The organism is Serratia sp. T13T92, assembly GCF_047530105.1.
GTDB classification, from domain to species: domain Bacteria; phylum Pseudomonadota; class Gammaproteobacteria; order Enterobacterales; family Enterobacteriaceae; genus Chania; species Chania fonticola.
Window position 1 is genome coordinate 37,352 of record NZ_JBLJAK010000032.1, and the last position, 17,572, is coordinate 54,923.

Sequence of the window (17,572 nt, forward strand, 5' to 3'; positions counted from 1 at the left end):
TAAATTTCAGGGATACGAAGATGATGCGACTGTATTTATACCTTACTCGCACGAAATCAGCCAAACGAGCGATGTACGAAATCAAAATGTTCGGAGAACGAATGGAGGTTACTCGGCGTTCGGTGAATTCAAAGCCCGGTCTCTCTGCTGCTAGACAAAGCCAGATACGCTCGGCCGTGCATCATTCGGAGTTGGCTTTCCTGAGGGGCGAAATTATCGAGTTCGGTAAAGGCCCTTATGCACAAACGTTGGGCCAGGTTCATTTACTCGCTAGATTCCATCCCGGCAAAGCGGAAAAACTCAAAATGCGCTTACTTGCTCTTAAGAGCCTGGAACGGATGAATAAGTGTCCCTAGTGTTAGAATCATGACAGAAATTTTTTACTAAGGTGAAGGCGTGGCAATCTTTGACATTGAAAAGGACGAATTACTTCGTCTCTCAGATACTCAGCTTGAAGAGTTGATTGCTCGGCTAGCGGAAGCTGAAGTGGCAATGCATGGTCATAGCCCTGCGTGTGTAAATTGGTCTGGTTCTATCACTGCCCCTGACGGAGGAATTGATATCCATGTTCAGGTTCCAATTGATCAACTGAAAGCTGGCTTTCTTGTAAGGCCTAATACGGTCTTTCAGGCAAAGAAACATAAGATGCCAAAGGCTGCAATTGAGAAGGAAATAGGCGCCGGCAAAGCGCTTTCCCCCATCATCTCTGAACAAGCCAGAAAGCATGGCAGTTACATCATTGTTAGCCTGGGTGATGATTGCTCGCCGTCAGGAAAAGCGGACCGTCTCAAAGCAATGTGGGATGCAGTAGAAGATAATCCTAACAAAAGCAATCTTCATCTTGATTTCTACGACCGTTCCAAACTCATTCAATGGTTGCGCCAACACCCATCAGTCATGCTGTGGACAAAAGGGAAACTTGGACAAGGGTATTCCGGTTGGCAACCATACGGTGCGTGGAGCAATCCACCACAAGGTGTTACGGACACTTTAATCTCAGCCCCTGGTGTAACCATTACTTTGCCATCGGGAAAGGGGCAAAAACTCAAAATTGATGAAGCAATTAGCCCAATGCGAGCTCTTATCCGGTCAACGAATAAGGCCGTTCGTATTACAGGATTGTCTGGTGTTGGGAAGACAAGGATCGTTCAGGCACTCTTCGATGAAACAGTTGGAACAGATGCGCTTGACCGAACAGTAGCTATTTATGTTGATACTGGATCTGAGTCAGTGCCTTCGGCAACGGCGATGCTCGATAAGCTGATCGCTGAGGGCCGACGAGCCATCATGATCCTCGACAATTGCCCATCAGAACTACACGCTTCACTTGCCAGCAAAGTATCAGCCTCTGGAAGAGAAGTAAGTCTCATCACTATCGAGTACGACATTAGAGATGACAAACCACAGACAACAGAGGTCATCCATATTGAGACAGATGGTCCGGAGGTGGCAGAGCAACTTCTTATCCGTCGCTTCCCTTCTATTGGTCAGAATAATGCCCGCCGAATTGCTGAGTTTGCAGATGGAAATGCAAGAGTTGCTTTGGCTATAGCGGAGAGGGGGAAGGAAGGTGAGAGTTTGGCTCTGCTTTCTGATGCGCAGTTGTTTAATCGCTTGTTTGAACAGCGTAATCATCCCGACGGTAATTTACGGGAGCAAGCTGAAATATTGTCTCTGGTATATTCGTTCTCGGTCTCTAGTCCAGATGCTGTTACCGATGAACTGGAAATATTGGGTGAATTCTTTGGGTATCCCAAAATCCAGTTATTCAAAGCTGTTACGAAGTTGATGGAACGTCATGTTGTTCAGAAGAGATCCCACTGGAGAGCCATACTTCCCCATGCCATTGCTAACAAGTTGGCAGCATCTGCACTTAATAGTATTCCGGTTGATCAACTTAGGACGACATTTGAAGCTCCGGATTGTGAGCGTTTATTAATGTCTTTTGCACACCGGCTTGGGCTGTTGCATGACCACCCTGTTGCGAGAGAGATTGTTGAAGCTTGGCTTCAGCCTGAAGGGCTGCTAGGGAGTATAATCGAACTAAATGACGCTTCGGCACGAATACTTGAGTATATCGGGCCAGTTGCACCTGAAGCATTACTCAACCGAATTGAGGCCGTACTCTCCTCATCTGATTTTAAAGGTGTGGAACCGAGCTACAACCCGCAGCGGCGAAGTGTTCTCCGTCTTTTACAAGTATTGGCATACGAACCGAACGCCTTTGAGCGATGCGCCAGGCTCCTTATCCGAATCGCAGACGACGAAGCCGATAATAATGACCAGGATTCTGCTCGAAACATGGTCCCAAGGTTTTTCCAGGCTTACCTGTCTGGTACTCACGCATCCCTGAGCCAGCGCATTGATTTAATGAACGAATGCATTTCATCAGATATGGTGGCGCGCAGATCTCTAGGTTTCAAAATGCTGTCAACTGCCTTGGATGGCCCACCGTGGTCAGGGTTTGGGGTGAATGAGTTTGGAGCCCGACCAAGGGACTATGGATACGAACCCAACTATGATGAATTTGTAGAATGGCGCAGTGCCTTTATTGACGTTGTGGTCCGATTAGGGACATCCGGAGATCCTGAGCTTGAAGGGCCCGCTCGATCAATCCTAGCTAACGTATTCAGGGGAATTTGGTTTCAAGAAGCGATGCGAGACAAACTCGTCGATGCTGCCTGTACATTAAATGCTTTTAGTCCTTGGGGGGAAGGTTGGAAAGCCGTTCGTTCAACGGTCTATTTTGACTATACCAAGCGTAGAGATGGAGAAGATGTTGAGCCGTTGCCGGACAATCTTGCTGCCTTAGAGAAGGAGTTGGAGCCCATTGAGCTAATTCCAACAATAAAGACATACGTGTTGAGTACAAATCATGATTATTGGGCACTGGATGTGGATTTTGAGCATTGGGACTCCGGTAAATATACCGCAGCCGAAAAACGACTGGAAGCCAAAGCACTTCAATTGGGAGTGGACTTCTCCTTATCAAATCATACGCTTGAGGAGTTAGGGGCAGAGCTGTTCTCCATCGGTGGAATGCCCTATCGCGCCGTCTTTGGTCGAGGACTTGCTCGAGGGGCACATGATCTACGTGTTAGCTGGCAGCGACTTGTTGGACAAATAGAAAAGCAGCCAGATGTTTACAAAGACTTTGGAGTCCTTGGTGGTTTCATTGAAGAAGTAGACTCCGTTGATCCAACACTAGCACAGGACTTACTAGACCAGTGTGCACAACATCCAATTCTTAGACAAGTGTTAGTAGGCTTACATCCTTGGCGGCAGTTCACCGTAAATGACATGGATCGCTGCATGAAGCATTTGGATGATCCAGACATTCGCCCTTTCATGTATGAGTCGATTCTATGGCGAGAACAATACGCCAATTTGCCGAGAGTTCGTGTTCTGGATCTTGCTGAGCGGCTCCTAAGTAAAGTAGGTGGAGATGATGTCATTTTGCATGCACTATCCATGAGATTGTATGGTCAAGATAAATCTGCAGATACACTTGGTGCAGACTTTCGGTTAATCGGTCTTGCTGCAGCAATCCAGAGGATTAAAAACAGCAACAGAGGCCAAAGGGGGACAATTGATTATCGTATGGAACGAGTTATCGATGCCGCGTTGCGTTTCGATGGTAATGAGGCAAAAAAAATTGAGTGGTTGGACACAATTTTCAGTGTCATTGATGACTTCTATGGATATATGTTTGATTTTGATAAAACCATTGAAACGACAGTGTTGTTGATGCCTGAAGCTTTTCTCAATCGCATTTTTGAAGGCACTGAGGAACAGCAACGAAGAAGGCAGTTCTTTATTCGTCGTGGTGGCTTACGCTCTTATCCCCTTGCAAAGATAAATACAAACGTTTTAATTGCATGGTGCCACGCCAGAAATGATCCCAGTGTTTGGTCAGCTATAGCTGGTGGCGTAACTCTTTGGTCAAAGAATGGTGAACAGAGTGTACTGACCTTACACGAAGCTGCTATAGAACTGTTAGAGGCCTCACCTGAACCACTAGCTGTACTGGAGTCTTTTGCTGAGCGCATCACTCCATCATCCTGGACTGGTAGCCTAGCGAACATAATGCAAGCTAGATCAAGGGTCATCAGTATGTTGATCGGACACGAGCGTACAGATATCTCTGAGCCTGCCAAAGTAGTTTGTAAAAAAATGAGTCAGTGGGTCGAACGCCAAAAAGAGCGTGAACAACGGGAAGATAGTGAAAGGGAGCAACGGTTTGAATGAAGGCTAAGAGCCTATACAAACGTTCTGCGATAAGGAGAAAGTGATGGAATCTGCACGCGATAAACGCACCAGTGAGATCGTCGAGGCTGAGGATCTCTGGCTGCTGGATAGCGTTGATACTGAAGGCTACGTGTGCTGGGGATGTGGTATAACCATGCATCCTGCTGCATGGGAAAAAGATAAAAAAGTCAGAGCCTATTTTAAAAAGAAACGCCATATTCAACATCATCATGAATGTGATGCTGATGCTGAAAGCACAGTAATTCGCCAAGGCCAGAAGGAGAGTGTCCGCAACATACTGGACAGTGCTCCAGGTTTAATGCCCTCGGGATTAAAGTTGATTGAACAACGCCCGGTTGTTGAACCAGGTATCGCAGGTGATGAAAGCAAGTCCAGTTCGACGCGTTCAGCATCCTCAGCATCTGGTGAAGGTAATTCACCCGAACGACAATCCCGGCGTCAAGTGAATGCTATCCGCAATATTTGCCGTGCCTTCATCCGCTTCCCATATGATCGAGGAATGTCGCTAAACGTTCCTGGTATCAAGGGGCAAACTTACTCAGAGGTGTTTAAAAAGCTCCAAAGTAAAATTCAGCCCTACCCGGAGCCAAAGATCTTTTATGCTGAACTACTCTGGAATAAATTTGTTGAAGATGATGAAAAACTCATCATCCCGTTGTCTGGCGAGTGGGCGGAAGACGAATCCGGAAAGCGTAAACCTTCCCGAAGTTACCAGATCCACATAAAATGGGGTGGGTGGTCAAAAGCCAAGCGGACTGTGGTACGTAAAGAGTTGGAGGCAGCTCGGACAGAGGCACAGGAAGCTAAAGCAAAAAGATTAAAAGATAAGGCTTGGGTCTTCTTTATCGGTGAGCAAAGCGCTGATAGCCCGGAGATCTTCAACGTCACTGATTACCGGTTAATTTGTGCGATCGTGGGGCATATTACTTAACTCTGACGTAAAAAAGGCCTTCCCACACAGAGAAGGCCTGCTCACATGGCTATTTCCGGCTACCTCCGAAGTTGCGTTCACCTTCTTCGTAAATTTTGCTATCAAGTTTGGTCAAATAGTCCAGTCGATGTAGTAGCTCCCCGTACTCATAGATATAATCTGCCGAATTCCGGTCCAGTATATACCGGCAGTTTTCAGGGAAGTGAACCAACCCAGGGTAGTCTTCCAGTTCCAGTCCTAATGCACTGTACCAGGCTCTGGTGATCATCATTCGTAAGCTGGTGTCGATATTATAATCTCCCAGCTTGTTGTAGGCCTGTTCGTTGAACACAAAGCAAACGTGGAAGTGGCATTTCCCTGACTGGCTGAATTCTTTAGCCCACACATTACGCAGGTTATTGGGGTGAACCCGTGCACCGTTACGTTTTCTTCGCAGCTCACTGTTTTTCAACATCTCTTTTAACGCGTTTATCGACCGGGATATTGCTCCAGGTTTAAGGTTATGGAAACAGCCGACGGTATCTTCCAGTATGGGGGGGTAATGGTAATCAGTACGTACGGCCATAATGCTGGGATATTCGTTAGTGGAATAGCTGAGCACCTCAAGTATTGTGTCTAGATTGTCTGCGTTGTGTAATCCATGCGATCCAATGTATGTGTTCATAATATATACCTATGTGGTTGGTCCTACGGTCTGTAAGGGACCGTATTGGTTATTGCCACACAGACAGGGCTATACTTACTCAGAGTTAGGGGTATATACTGGTATCAGATCTTAGTACTGGAATACTATTATGTTCTGACTGTTAATATATCTCTTAGCTAACTATTAACAAGTAGTAAGAGGATATGGCCATTATAATACCTTTTCCTACACCTAAATTTGAGATGAAGTCAGCCCCAGCCTGTGGTGACTATTTAAAAGTAACTCTGCAATTAGGTTTGAAAAATGACGACTGCTACAAGTCTAATCCTTGCAGTAACTCTGCTGGAGTTTTGTTTATCATTTTAGGTTTCACTATTGTGGTTCGTCCTTCCTTACCAACCTGAATTCTGCCATTGAGCAACAACGCAGTTAATGTATTATCAAGAGTTGTCTTTTCTCTGAACCGGTTTGGCCCAAGTTGTAATATTGCATTTTTCTTCATATATGGCTTTCCTGTTTTTACCAAGTTATGATTACAATAGTTATTTATCCATTCCCACAATTCGTTTTCATCATTCATGATTAACTTTTGCTCCCCACTCTTACTAAATAATCTAATGTGTTCATCACCGAACCATAAGCAAATAGCCCTTGCTGAAATGACAGCATCTAATGAAATATCACCAGGATACCCCCAAAAGTAGTGCAGCAACGCAGCAATTCTCGCCATGTTATCAGCCATTTTGGAGGCATAATCTTTAAAGTCCGCTAATAAACCAGTATCTCTCGTTTCTACTTCGGTATCATTGTGAAATTTAATCCAAAGCTTTTCTGCATCATTGGTAAATCGCAGGCATTTCTTTTCTCCGCTATTAAGTATCTCAGTGCTTTTTTTTATGATCTCTATTAGTCTATTCTGGAACGACTTTAGGTTTTCAGTTGATATATTTTGGTTTTCAATGAGCCTATAGCCTTGTGTTGAACCCGGTTCGCAAATAAGGAAGCGAGCCAAAAAACCATTCCCTCTGGCCTCTTCATCATTTCGCATAATAAATTTATTAAAGGGCTTGGGTTGAGTCATTAAAGATAAAGTGAGTCTTGCATTCTTTATCAGAATTTCATCCGCATTTTTCCTTTGTACTGATACTGTTGACCCATCCCACATTTGATTAATGAAAGGTAAGTCCCTCAATGCATAGCCATCAAAAACGCTCCCTGCTTCATGGGACATCAGACCGACAGAATTATAATCTCCGCAAAGATATTCTTTCATAGCTGCTGGTGTGACATCATTGAATATCAGTTTGTAGCGCACTGGTGACTTAGGGTATGACCTATGTAATTCGCTCAGTTGCTCAACCACATCTGAAGTATTCCTACATTTTCGGGTGTTTACCCTTAGCTCCGAAAGTAATGCTTTCTTTCGAACCTTAAATATCTCCATTTCTTGGTTGTACGTTTCTACGTTTTTTTTGTAAATCTCATGCTGCTCCTGTTCAAATTGATATATTGCACTCATCAGAACTTTCTCTACTGTGCTTTTCCTCTCTCCGGACAAGGCTTTTATAATGAAGTAAAGAGATGTAGGCCCTACTAACCCTTCCATTCTGCGAACATCAATTGCCCCCTGACATGCTAGAGCAATTACTGACAAAGCAGTTACTGCAATCATGGATACAGGTGCTTGAGTCAAATTTCTTACTTCACGGATAACTTCTTGCATTGAGAGGGGAAGCATTCCCGTGGGGAATTCATTTTCACTCAACGTTTAATCTCCTCTTTTTTGGCTTGTGCCTCATGCTTGGGCTGCTATTTTGCTATTAATAGCAAAATAGCAGCGTAAAACGACATAGATGCCAATCTATCCACCTGCTGTGATATAAATCTTCATGGAACAGAGTGGATTCGTTGTAGAATCCACTCATCAAGTTCAGCTTCTAGCCATCCCACTGACTGACTCCCCAAAGACCTTGGTCTTGGAAACGTTGAGTCAAAACGGGGAGATTTTGGGTTCATCCAGTCATAGATTGTGGACCTGGAAAGACCTGTTTTGAGCGCGACAGCGGGTAAGCGTAGAACCTTAACATTAGATGATGTCATTGCTTGTTCTCCTGAATCATGTTGGTTTGGATGCAGGCAGATTAGGGGCGTGGTCGTTTTTAGAAAATATCTGTGCCTTCTCGTTTTTTTTATTTGAATCACAAATAACTTAACTTATTGATTTTATTGGATATGAACTTCAAAGAAACTTACGATTTTTTGATTAAAAGCTTCGACGATGTACGTGGAACGATACCAGATTGGGTGCAAAATACGCCGTGGGAATCAGCGTGGCCCATGCTGGACTACGAACATCCTGACATTCAGCTTTTTCTGGAACAGCTAACTGATGAATTCACATCGGCGGACCCTTTTTTCAGAGTGGAACTTTCATTCACTTCTTTAGATCCTGGGCTCAACCGAAAAAATACTGATGGGTGGCCTAGTGCTTTCGGATCTTTTTATGGAAAGTTAGAGAGTGCTCTTAGGGAGCGTCAGAAAGGAATATATTTGCGCAATGTAAATGATTGCGAATCACTCGAAGCTCTTTTTAGGGCGGTATGTCATATTGAGGTTGCGAGAGGAATGTGTATGACACTCAGCCAAACAATAAAAATGGAATTGTCTGATTGGTATAGAGCACAGGGGGCTGCCAAAGGCGGTATTGCTAAGGCCGCGCTGAATATTCCAGTGAAAGAGCAGGCTGTAAAGTTGTTGTACGAAAATTCACCACCTGATGGAGGGTGGCGAAAAAGAGATATTGCAGCACGGGCGATTGCGGATAAGCTTTGGGAGTTTATTGAGAGTGAAAATCATCTTGGGAAAAAAATTGACTTAAAGTATGAGAATTTAGTTATTACTTTAAAACAATGGGCCTACAAAGATGAGCTGCTTCGAGAAGCATTTAATAATACGGTTCGGACTAAGAAAAAAAAATGAAGCGCTGGGGGCACTCCATTTTTGCGTTGTTATCCGACCAATCGCAACGTTCCCTTGTGCGCTTTCCCGTCTTCAGCGTTAGTTACAAATTCAGCCCACCATTGCATCATAGGTCGTCGCTGCTCAAGATAATCACTGCGGTTATACGCACGACGAACCTCATTCTTATCGACATGGGCAAGTGCAGCTTCAATCACGTCAGGCGAAAAGCCTTCTTCATTGAGTGCAGTACTAGCAATAGATCGCAAGCCATGAGACACGAGTATGCCACCTAACCCGGCGCGTTTTAGCGCCGCATTCACTGTTTGACTGTTCATTGATTGAGTCGGTTTGATACGACTGGGAAAGACAAACTCTCGATTTATACTTAGCGGTTTCATCGTTTCTAAAACGGCCATTGCTTGATCTGACAATGGAACAGTGTGATCACGGTTCATTTTCATGCGTGATGCGGGGATTTTCCATTCTCGTGCTTCCAGATCTATCTCGTCCCAGCGGGCTTCAGCCGCTTCGGCAGGGCGGGTGATAGTAAGAAGTTGCCACATGAACAGGCACCGTGTTGGTAGGATAATGTTGGCGGTACGCATCGTCTGCATGAGTTGCGGTAGCTGGTCCGGACGGATGCTGGGCATGTTCTTTTTCTGAGGCTTCTCGAATGCCTTACCAATATTGACGCTGGGGACTGCATCAATCAGACCTGTGTTTTGAGCATAAACCATGACCTCATTGATGCGTTGGCACAGGCGACGGACAGTTTCCAATGCTCCGCGAGCCTGAACAGGTTGAATTGCTTGGACCAGAGTGTGTGCTTTAATATCAGTGATGCTCATATCGCCAATCGCTGGGAAAACATCTCTTTCAAGTGAGCGCCAGATATCTACCGCATAGTCCTCTGTTACGCTGGTTTTCTTCACATTCCACCAACGTTCGGCTACGAGTTTGAAAGTATTGGTTTTGGCTTCAAGAGTGCTGCGGAGTCGTTCTTGCTGGTGCTCCTGAGGATCGATCTGTTTTGTCAGGAGAGCACGAGCTTCTGCCCGGTAGCTTCGAGCATCGGCAAGGGTGACTGACGGATAAGGGCCAATGCTCTTTTTCGCACGCTTCTTAGTGACAGGGCGAATGTAGCGAAACTGCCAGATCTTACTGCCGCTTGATTTGATGAGTAGCTCAAGGCCATCGCCATCATAGAGAACGTAGTCCGCTTCCTTGGGTTTGGCGGATTCGATTTCCTTGACGGATAAAGGTTTGGTTTGTCTTGCCATTGCAGGGTTTCCATAGTTTTAGGCACCTCAAAAACAATAATGCTTTACGAGGTGCCTAACAAGGTGCCTAAAAGGTTCGGATTTAATTAGGTGGCTTCAGACTTCGAGGGACAAATTGAAGGTACAAAAAAGCCCGCAGGGCTTTCGCCATGCGGGCTTCTAGGACTTCGTTGGATGGCTCTGGTAACCATCAACCAAGAATTTGGTGGAGCTGGGGGGATTTGAACCCCCGTCCGAAATTACTACACCGTCGGCACTACATGCTTAGTCCAATCTTTACATTCGCCGGTCAGCTGCGGATGGACACGCCACTAACAAACTAGCCTGATTAGATTTAGCACTTTAGCCCCAGGCAGGACTTCCATGCGATCTCTTTTGGGTTTGACCTCTCTTTATCCCCGTCTTAAGAGCGGAAGCTAGGGAGAGAGGGCTCTAAGCAGGGTATTAAGCTGCTAGTGCGTAGTTTTCGTCGTTTGCGACTATTTTTTTGCGGCTTTTTACGAGGCAAACCGCCCCTCGGCATGCTCCTAGGGCTTCGCAAATCCCGTCGAATCCAGAATCAGCCCCAAGTACTTTGTGCAGTATAACAGAAGATTACCCTGTTAAGCCAGCGGCTTAACGATTGGCATGCTTCATGATACGGGCTTTCGCCGTCTGCCACTCACGATCTTTGATGTCATCGCGCTTATCGTGTTCTTTCTTACCTTTGGCTACGCCGATCTTCACCTTGCTCCAGGCATTTTTCCAATACATGGAGAGAGCGACGACGGTATAACCATCGCGGGTAACGCGGCCGATCAGTGAGTCTAGCTCACGTTTTTTCAGCAGGAGTTTACGGGAACGTGTTGGATCGCATACCACATGAGTTGAAGCGACGTTCAGCGGCGAAATGGTGGCGCCAAACAGATAGGCTTCACCGTCGCGGAACATCACATAACTGTCGCTGATGTTAGCTTTGCCAGCACGCAGTGATTTTACTTCCCAACCTTGCAGGGCCAAACCCGCCTCGATCTCCTCTTCTATGGAGTATTCGAAACGTGCTCGCTTGTTTTGTGCAATGGTCGCGGAACCGGGTTTGTATGCTTTTTTCTTTGTCATAGTGCGCTCATTATACTGGATGGCGCAGCGAAAGAAATCCTTTCCCACTCAGCACCTGCGCAATTTCTCGCATTTTGGATCCGTGCCGCGCGTAGCAGATTTTTTGTTTGGCGCCAGATAAATGGTATTATCTGTACGTTTTTTGCCTCTCAGGAAATGATATGCCCCAGATCAGTCGTTCTGCATTAGTGCCATTCAGCGCTGAGCAGATGTATCAGTTGGTTAACGATGTTCATTCTTACCCCGATTTTCTGCCAGGATGCACCGGCAGCCGGGTGATTGCCGCTTCCCCAAATGAAATGACCGCCGCGGTAGAGGTGGCAAAAGCCGGCATCAGCAAAACCTTTACCACGCGCAATACGCTGCTGGATAACCAAAGCATCAATATGCAACTGGTCGATGGCCCGTTCCGCAAACTGATGGGCGGCTGGCAGTTCACCGCGTTAAGCCCCGAGGCGTGCAAGGTAGAGCTGCACCTGGATTTTGAGTTCACCAACAAACTGATCGAGCTGGCCTTCGGTAAAGTGTTTAAAGAACTGGCCGGTAGCATGGTGCAAGCGTTCACTCAGCGCGCCAAAGAGGTCTACAGTGTCTGAGATACGCGTTGAGGTGGTCTATGCGTTGCCAGAACGCCAGTATGTGCGCCAGGTTAAGTTGGCCGCAGGCAGCAACGTTGAGCAGGCCATCCTGGCTTCTGGGCTGTTAGAGCTACGTAACGATATCGATTTGGCCAGCAACAAGGTGGGTATCTACAGTCGTCCGGCTAAGCTGAGCGATGTGCTCAATGATGGCGACAGGGTAGAGATTTACCGGCCATTGATTGCCGATCCGAAAGAACTGCGTCGCCAGCGGGCGGAAAAGGCAAAAAAATAAGGCGCTGAATGCGCCTTATCTTCATCAGAACGTTGTCTTCCGAGTTGCAGCCTGCGACTGTCATGAAGGATCTCACTCTTCCCCCACGGGCCGGATGACAACTCCGGCTCGGCTTACTCGGTCAGTGCCGGTTTATTCTGCAGATCTGTCAACACGCCTGCGCTGTCGAACGTCAACGTCAGCGTTTGCTGCGTGATCTTCTCATGGCCTGGCTCTTGGCGGAACACGTAGAACCATGTCTGGGTACCAAACGGATCCTGCATCATTGGCGTGCCCAATGTGTAAGCAACCTGTTGTTGCGTCATTCCCTTGTGGATTTTTGCCACGTCGGTTGGTGTCAGGTAGTTACCCTGGTTGATATCAGGCCGGTAAACCACCTTCTCAAAAGTAGAACAGCCTGCGGTCAGCATCACAAGAACCACAGCGGCAGCTGTCAGCATTTTACAGCGCATAATAATCACATTCCTTTAGGGCATAGGATGCCGATGATAATAGACCTTGCAGCAGTTGGGAACCTTTACAGGGCCTCATTATGACCTCAGGAAAGTAAAAAAGTTATGCGGCCAGCAATTCTTTTGCGTTTGCCAGCGTATTTTTAGTGACTTCACTGCCGCCGAGCAGGCGCGCCAACTCTTGCAGACGGGCACGTTTGTCCAAAGGTGACATCTGGGTTTCGGTTACCGTGCCGTCGGTTTGCTTGCTGACAAATAAATGCTGATGACCGCAACCGGCGACCTGCGGCAGGTGGGTCACGCACATAACCTGAGTTGATTCACCCAACTGACGCAGCAGGCGGCCAACAATGGCGGCCGTTGGGCCACTGATGCCTACGTCCACCTCATCGAAGATCAGCGCCGGGGTTTCCATTTTACGGGCGGTAATGACCTGGATGGCTAACGCGATGCGGGAAAGCTCACCGCCGGAGGCCACTTTTGCCAACGGCTGCAGCGGTTGCCCCGGGTTGGTGGAGACGCAGAACTCAACGCGGCTGGCTCCCTCACTGCTCAGGTATTCCGGTTCAAAGCGGACGTCGATATTAAATTTGCCGTGCGGCATCGAGAGCGCATTCATGCTCTCGGTGATCAGGGTAGTTAACTCGGCCGCATAGTGCTGCCGCTTCTGGTGCAACTGTTCAGCCAGCGCCAGTGCCTGTTGATGATGCAGGTTGACCGCTTCGCTCAGGTGTTGCTGATCGCTGGCCTGTTGGGAAAGCAGCTGTTGCTCATCCAGCAGTTGTTGATGCAGGGCGGGTAATTCTTCCGGTGAAACATGGTGCTTACGTGCCAGGCTGATTTGGCGCGACAGGCGCTGTTCCAGTTCATGCAGGCGGTTGGGATCGAGATCCATGCGGTCTGCGTAATGGCGCAGTTCATCGCTGGCTTCGCTGATTTGGATCGAGGCCTCTTCCAGCATATCCAGCAGGCCGCTTAACTTCTCATCCATGCCGATCAGGTCCAGCAGCAGGTGCTTGGTGGTGTAGAGCTGGCTGAGCATGTTGTGTTGTTCGTCATCGGCTAGCAGTTGCAGAGCCTGCTGGCTGAGGGTCAGCAATTGGCCGCTGTTGGCCAGACGCTTGTATTCGCTGTCGATCTGCTCAAATTCACCGGCCTGTGGGGCGAATTCGTTCAGCTCTTTCAACTGGTATTGTAGCAGTTGCTTGCGGGCATCGCGTTCGAGAGATTGCTGCTGATGGTGCGCCAGTTCGCGGCAGCTTTGATGCCATTGGTGGTAAGCCTGGTGCATGGCTGCCTGCAAGGCCGGTTCTCCAGCATAGGCATCCAGCAACTGTTTTTGGTGTTCGGGTTTTAGCAGCAGCTGGTGAGCATGCTGGCCGTGGATCTGGATCAGGCGCTGGCCAAGTTCCCGCAATTGGGAAAGGGGAACGGCGGTGCCGTTGATAAAACCACGGGAGCGGCCATCAGTCCCGATCACGCGGCGCAGCAGGCACTCGTTGCTGTCATCCAGCTGGTTTTGTTCCAGCCATTCGCGGGCGGATGGGGTATCTGCCAGTGAGAAACGGGCACAGATATCGGCACGGGAGGCCCCCAGACGTACGACGTTGCCGTCGGCGCGGTTGCCGAGGCACAGGCCTAACGCATCAATAGCAATCGACTTACCGGCACCGGTCTCACCGGTGATTGCCGTCATACCCGCTTGAAAGTCGATCTCCAACTCACGAACGATAGCAAAATTGCTGATGGTTAATTGCGCCAACATAGGGACCTTCCTGTGTATAAACACATAACTGTGATTTCATACAGTATAAACTGGTTTTATATACAGTAAAGCGGTTGGCGCCATTTTTAGAATAATTTTTTTGACCAGCCCAGTTTGGTGCTCAACGTATTGAAATAGCTGTAGTCCTTGGGGTGAATCAGGTTTAAGTGGAAGTCGCTGCGGCGGATCAGTACCTCTTCGCCTTCCTGGATGGGCAGGGCGATCTGGCTGTCGCAGCTGATTTCCAGATCGCTGCCGATATGGGAAAACTTCAGGCGAATGGTGCTGTCACCGTTGATCACCAGCGGCCGGGCGGAAAGCGTGTGCGGGAACATTGGCACCAGCGCGATGGCTTCCAGCGATGGAGTCAGAATGGGCCCGCCTGCGGAAAGCGAGTAGGCGGTAGAACCGGTTGGCGTGGCGATGATCAGGCCATCGGAACGCTGCGAGAAGGCGAAGCGATCGTCAATATAGACTTCGAACTCGATCATGTGCGCCACCTTGCCAGGGTGTAGCACTACTTCGTTAATCGCGGTGCTGACGCGGCATTGCTGGTGCTCTTTATGGACGATGGTTTCCAGCAGGAAGCGCTTCTCGTCAATATATTCCCCTTCCAGCACGTCCGCCAACTGCTGGAGTGCGTTGTCCGGGTCAAGATCGGTCAGGAAGCCGAGATTGCCACGGTTTACCCCGATCACCTTGATGTCATAACGCGCCAATACGCGCGCTGCGCCCAGCATGTTACCGTCACCACCCACCACGACGGCCAGATCGGCCCGTTGACCAATCTCCGCCAGGCTGCCGGTATCTACGTCTTTCATGCCCAAATCGTGGGCAATCTGGCGTTCAAGGATCACCTTGTAGCCACGGGCAACCAACCATTCAAACAGCATTTCATGAGTAGCCAATGCGGAAGGGTGACGCGGGTGCCCAACAATGCCAATACATGCAAATTTTTTCTTCATCGCTGCCATTTTCCTCACCAGGGACGGTTTATGCCCCACATTGTGACCGGTTGACTTGAAACCCCGGTTTTGATCCCCATAATAAGCCAAGTTGCGAGATTAATGCTAAAACGCGGAGATATTCATGAGTAGTAAAGAACAGAAGACGCCAAACGAGCAAGCCTCGGAAGAAATGGAACAGCAAGCACAGCACGAGGAAGCCATGGCGGCAGGCGCCGATCTGCGCGATGATCGCATTGCCGAGTTGGAAGCCCAACTGGCTGAAGCTCAGCAACGCGAGCGTGACAGTGTGCTGCGTGCCAAAGCCGAAATGGAAAACGTTCGCCGCCGTAGTGAGCTGGATGTCGAGAAGGCTCACAAATTCGCGCTGGAAAAATTCTCCGGTGATTTACTGCCGGTGATTGACAACCTGGAGCGTGCGCTGGAGCTGGCGGACAAGAACAACCCTGAACTGGTCGCGATGATCGAAGGGATTGAACTGACGCTGAAGTCACTGCTGGACGCGGTACGCAAGTACGGCATCGAAGTGGTAGGCGAGCTCAACGTACCATTCAACCCGGACGTTCACCAGGCGATGAGCCTGATGGAATCAGCCGACCATCAGCCGAACCATGTGATGATGGTGATGCAGAAAGGTTACACGCTGAATGGCCGCCTGCTGCGCCCGGCGATGGTAGCGGTATCCAAAGCCAAGTCTTAATTAAGACCTGCTGAGGATAAAGGCACCTGAGCGGTGCCTTTTTTGTGCCTGGATCATTCCTGTGGCAGGTGCGGCACCCAGTCAATCGGTGCCAGGCCTTGTTGTTCCAGTAACTGATTGGTTTGCGAAAAGTGGTGGCAACCCAGGAAACCGCGATGGGCAGAAAGCGGGGAGGGATGCGGCGCTTTCAACACATGATGGCGCTGGCGATCGATAAAGCTCCCTTTCTTTTGTGCGTGTGAACCCCACAGCAGGAACACGACACCCTCGCGATTTTCGTTTAGCGCGGCAATGACCTTGTCGGTAAAGGTTTCCCAGCCCAGATTAGCGTGAGAATGCGCCCGGCCACCTTCAACGGTTAATACGGTATTGAGCAGCAGTACGCCTTGCTCGGCCCAGCTTTGCAGGCAGCCGTGTGTCGGGCGTTCAAAGCCGGGGATATCCGTCACCAGCTCTTTGTACATATTGACCAGTGAAGGCGGCGCAGGGATGCCTGGGCGCACGGAAAACGACAGGCCATGCGCCTGGTTCGGGCCGTGATAGGGATCTTGCCCCAGGATCACCACTTTGACGTCTGCCAACTCGGTAAAGCGGAAAGCGTTAAACACGTCTTTCTGCGGTGGATAAATGGTCTTACCAGCCTGGCGTTCATTAGCTACAAAGGCGAGTGTATCCAGAAAGTAGGGCTGCTCTTTCTCTTTGCCGATGACGTCGTGCCAGGTGAGGGAGGTAGACATAAGCACTCTCCTTTGTTTTTGTTAGCAATTCATGGTGCATAGCTTACCGTTAACCTCTGCTCGGCGAAACCCGCTTTTTCAATGGGTATGGCGAGCGAGACTTACAAATATTTTTGAAAATTTACAAAAATAATTTTAACGAGCAAAAAGGTAAAATTGATATAAAACATAAATTTGCCTCTGATGCTCATTCGACTACCCCGTAAAAATTGATTTTAGTCAAAGAATTGACCCGGTTTGACTGGTATACAGAACAACAAGACAACATTGGTTTTACCAAATGGCCGGGAACCACAACCGAGTTTTCGGCGACGTAGAAATTTTTCTCCCTATTACGGAGGCAACAAAATGATTACTGGTATTCAAATCACTAAAGCGAACAATCAAGCACTGGTGAACTCTTTCTGGCTGCTGGATGAAGAGAAATCAGAAGCGCGCTGTGTCTGTGCCAAAGCGGATTATGCTGAAGATCAGATCGTACCTGTTAGCGAACTGGGCCAGATCGAGTACCGCGAAGTGCCGATGGAAATGCAACCTACCGTGCGCGTAGAAGGTGGTCAGCACCTGAACGTGAACGTGCTGCGCCGTGAAACTCTGGAAGATGCCGTTAAGAACCCAGAAAAATACCCGCAGCTGACCATTCGTGTTTCTGGTTACGCGGTGCGTTTCAACTCACTGACGCCAGAACAGCAACGTGACGTGATCGCACGTACCTTTACCGAAAGCCTGTAATTTTCGGCTAGGTAGACAAAAGGGAGCTTCGGCTCCCTTCAGACTGATGACGAACCCCATTATTTTGATGGGGTTCGTTGTTTTTAGCGACCGTAGGTCGCGATCGCGATATTTTCCCACCACACTGCTTTTTGCTTTTTCTGAGGGCCTCTATGGGGCTCCT

General features: G+C 48.4%; 16 protein-coding genes and 1 other RNA gene. 7 read left to right on the top strand and 10 right to left on the bottom strand.

Annotated elements, in window-relative coordinates; genetic code table 11:
• The first annotated feature begins 396 nt into the window (after positions 1 to 396).
• The gene (locus ACMV5I_RS22065; protein WP_414825270.1) at positions 397 to 4,248 is read left to right on the top strand and encodes a hypothetical protein; all 3,852 of its coding nucleotides are present in this window, start codon (positions 397 to 399) and stop codon (positions 4,246 to 4,248) included.
• 43 nt (positions 4,249 to 4,291) lie between these two features.
• Positions 4,292 to 5,200, top strand: coding sequence for a hypothetical protein (locus ACMV5I_RS22070; protein WP_414825271.1), 909 nt, complete (start codon positions 4,292 to 4,294; stop codon positions 5,198 to 5,200).
• Between the two features lie 49 nt (positions 5,201 to 5,249).
• On the opposite strand, the gene ACMV5I_RS22075 is transcribed toward ACMV5I_RS22070, so the two are convergent.
• From ACMV5I_RS22075 to ACMV5I_RS22085, 3 genes are all read right to left on the bottom strand, one after another.
• The gene (locus ACMV5I_RS22075; protein ID WP_414825272.1) at positions 5,250 to 5,864 is read right to left on the bottom strand and encodes an inovirus Gp2 family protein; all 615 of its coding nucleotides are present in this window, start codon (positions 5,862 to 5,864) and stop codon (positions 5,250 to 5,252) included.
• Positions 5,865 to 6,159: 295 nt separating this feature from the next.
• Positions 6,160 to 7,611: a YfjI family protein gene (locus tag ACMV5I_RS22080; RefSeq protein ID WP_414825273.1), complete on the bottom strand. Its 1,452-nt coding sequence runs from the start codon at positions 7,609 to 7,611 to the stop codon at positions 6,160 to 6,162.
• Between the two features lie 122 nt (positions 7,612 to 7,733).
• Complete coding sequence (locus ACMV5I_RS22085) at positions 7,734 to 7,946, bottom strand: AlpA family transcriptional regulator (protein WP_151426416.1); 213 nt, start codon at positions 7,944 to 7,946, stop codon at positions 7,734 to 7,736.
• 132 nt (positions 7,947 to 8,078) lie between these two features.
• Here ACMV5I_RS22085 and ACMV5I_RS22090 point away from each other — a divergent pair, with 132 nt between their 5' ends.
• Positions 8,079 to 8,825: a hypothetical protein gene (locus tag ACMV5I_RS22090; protein ID WP_414825274.1), complete on the top strand. Its 747-nt coding sequence runs from the start codon at positions 8,079 to 8,081 to the stop codon at positions 8,823 to 8,825.
• 29 nt (positions 8,826 to 8,854) lie between these two features.
• Here the strand turns inward: ACMV5I_RS22090 and ACMV5I_RS22095 are convergent, their stop codons facing one another.
• From ACMV5I_RS22095 to smpB, 3 genes are all read right to left on the bottom strand, one after another.
• A complete protein-coding gene (locus tag ACMV5I_RS22095; RefSeq protein ID WP_414825275.1) occupies positions 8,855 to 10,087 on the bottom strand; it encodes an integrase domain-containing protein in 1,233 nt (410 codons plus the stop codon).
• A 203-nt stretch (positions 10,088 to 10,290) separates the two neighbouring features.
• Positions 10,291 to 10,654, bottom strand: a transfer-messenger RNA (tmRNA) gene (ssrA, locus tag ACMV5I_RS22100).
• 48 nt (positions 10,655 to 10,702) lie between these two features.
• The gene (smpB, locus tag ACMV5I_RS22105; protein ID WP_021178921.1) at positions 10,703 to 11,185 is read right to left on the bottom strand and encodes an SsrA-binding protein SmpB; all 483 of its coding nucleotides are present in this window, start codon (positions 11,183 to 11,185) and stop codon (positions 10,703 to 10,705) included.
• Between the two features lie 161 nt (positions 11,186 to 11,346).
• Between smpB and ACMV5I_RS22110 the strand changes: the two genes are divergently transcribed.
• Both ACMV5I_RS22110 and ACMV5I_RS22115 read left to right on the top strand, forming a co-directional pair.
• Positions 11,347 to 11,781 carry a type II toxin-antitoxin system RatA family toxin gene (locus ACMV5I_RS22110; RefSeq protein WP_021178920.1) on the top strand — a complete coding sequence of 145 codons (435 nt, stop codon included), beginning with the start codon at positions 11,347 to 11,349 and terminating at the stop codon, positions 11,779 to 11,781.
• Positions 11,774 to 12,058, top strand: a complete 285-nt coding sequence (locus ACMV5I_RS22115) for an RnfH family protein (protein WP_121607593.1) — start codon at positions 11,774 to 11,776, stop codon at positions 12,056 to 12,058. The genes ACMV5I_RS22110 and ACMV5I_RS22115 overlap by 8 nt, the downstream gene beginning before the upstream one ends.
• Before the next feature lie 113 nt (positions 12,059 to 12,171).
• Here the strand turns inward: ACMV5I_RS22115 and bamE are convergent, their stop codons facing one another.
• The 3 genes from bamE to nadK form a co-directional block, all read right to left on the bottom strand.
• A complete protein-coding gene (gene bamE, locus ACMV5I_RS22120) occupies positions 12,172 to 12,510 on the bottom strand; it encodes an outer membrane protein assembly factor BamE (RefSeq protein ID WP_021178918.1) in 339 nt (112 codons plus the stop codon).
• Positions 12,511 to 12,613: 103 nt separating this feature from the next.
• Positions 12,614 to 14,275 carry a DNA repair protein RecN gene (gene recN, locus ACMV5I_RS22125; protein ID WP_414825276.1) on the bottom strand — a complete coding sequence of 554 codons (1,662 nt, stop codon included), beginning with the start codon at positions 14,273 to 14,275 and terminating at the stop codon, positions 12,614 to 12,616.
• 86 nt (positions 14,276 to 14,361) lie between these two features.
• Positions 14,362 to 15,240, bottom strand: a complete 879-nt coding sequence (nadK, locus tag ACMV5I_RS22130) for an NAD(+) kinase (RefSeq protein ID WP_024485805.1) — start codon at positions 15,238 to 15,240, stop codon at positions 14,362 to 14,364.
• Positions 15,241 to 15,364: 124 nt separating this feature from the next.
• Between nadK and grpE the strand changes: the two genes are divergently transcribed.
• Complete coding sequence (grpE, locus tag ACMV5I_RS22135) at positions 15,365 to 15,940, top strand: nucleotide exchange factor GrpE (RefSeq protein WP_021178915.1); 576 nt, start codon at positions 15,365 to 15,367, stop codon at positions 15,938 to 15,940.
• Positions 15,941 to 15,993: 53 nt separating this feature from the next.
• On the opposite strand, the gene ung is transcribed toward grpE, so the two are convergent.
• Complete coding sequence (gene ung, locus ACMV5I_RS22140) at positions 15,994 to 16,677, bottom strand: uracil-DNA glycosylase (RefSeq protein ID WP_021178914.1); 684 nt, start codon at positions 16,675 to 16,677, stop codon at positions 15,994 to 15,996.
• A gap of 348 nt (positions 16,678 to 17,025) precedes the next feature.
• Between ung and grcA the strand changes: the two genes are divergently transcribed.
• Positions 17,026 to 17,409 carry an autonomous glycyl radical cofactor GrcA gene (grcA, locus tag ACMV5I_RS22145; RefSeq protein ID WP_021178913.1) on the top strand — a complete coding sequence of 128 codons (384 nt, stop codon included), beginning with the start codon at positions 17,026 to 17,028 and terminating at the stop codon, positions 17,407 to 17,409.
• Positions 17,410 to 17,572 lie beyond the last annotated feature (163 nt).